At 71.5% G+C, this 1,133-nt stretch carries 1 protein-coding gene; it reads right to left on the bottom strand.

Annotation, left to right across the window (positions count from 1 at the left end; genetic code table 11):
• Window positions 1-1,133 (bottom strand): citramalate synthase (gene cimA / locus AC0ZLC_RS34260; RefSeq protein WP_476755817.1); only part of this gene is annotated, 1,133 nt, incomplete at both ends.

Here is a 1,133-nt window from a genome sequence, read left to right as displayed (position 1 = left end):
AAGGAGGCGTCGGCGGCCTCGTAGGTGTAGCCCTTCAGTTCGCGTTCCTTGACCCGTTCGACGACGCGGGCGACCAGTTCGCGGTCGCCGCCGAGGTCGACGCCCAGTTCCCTGCCCTTGAGCTCGATGGAGGCGCGGCCGGCCATGTCGGAGACGAGCATCCGCATGGTGTTGCCGACCTGTTCGGGGTCGATGTGCTGGTAGAGGTCCGGGTCCACCTTGATGGCGGAGGCGTGCAGGCCCGCCTTGTGGGCGAAGGCCGAGACGCCGACGTAGGGCTGGTGCGTGGAGGGGGTGAGGTTGACGACCTCGGCGATCGCGTGGGAGATCCGGGTCATCTCGCGCAGCGCGCCCTCGGGCAGGACCTTCTTGCCGTACTTGAGCTCCAGGGCGGCGACGACCGGGAAGAGGTTGGAGTTGCCGACCCGCTCGCCGTAGCCGTTGGCGGTGCACTGGACGTGGGTGGCGCCCGCGTCGACGGCGGCCAGGGTGTTGGCGACGGCGCAGCCCGTGTCGTCCTGGGCGTGGATGCCGAGCCGGGCCCCGGTGTCGGCCAGCACCGTGGCGACGACGGCCTGGACCTGGGCGGGCAGCATGCCGCCGTTGGTGTCGCACAGCACGACCACGTCGGCGCCCGCCCCGGCGGCGGCCCGGACGACCGCCTTCGCGTACCCGGGGTTGGCGCGGTAGCCGTCGAAGAAGTGCTCGCAGTCGACGAAGACCCGGCGGCCCTGCGCGACCAGGTGGGAGACGGTGTCGCGGACCATCTCCAGGTTCTCCTCCAGGGTGGTGCGCAGCGCGAGCTCCACGTGCCGGTCGTGCGACTTGGCGACCAGCGTGATCACCGGGGCGCCGGAGTCGAGGAGCGCCTGGACCTGGGGATCCTCGGACGCCTTCGCGTGGGCTCTGCGGGTGGCGCCGAAGGCGACGAGCCGGGCGTGCCGGAAGTCGATCTCCTGCCGGGCGCGGGCGAAGAACTCGGTGTCGCGCGGGTTGGCGCCGGGCCAGCCGCCCTCGATGAAGCCGACGCCGAAGTCGTCCAGGTGCCGTGCGATGGCCAGCTTGTCCGCGACCGTGAGGTTGATGCCCTCACGCTGCGCGCCGTCGCGCAGCGTCGTGTCGAAGACGTGGAA

The sequence above is a fragment of the Streptomyces sp. GLSS-08 genome (assembly GCF_056387915.1).
Note: the sequence above shows the minus strand (reverse complement) of the source record. Positions and strands in the feature narration are given on the sequence as shown.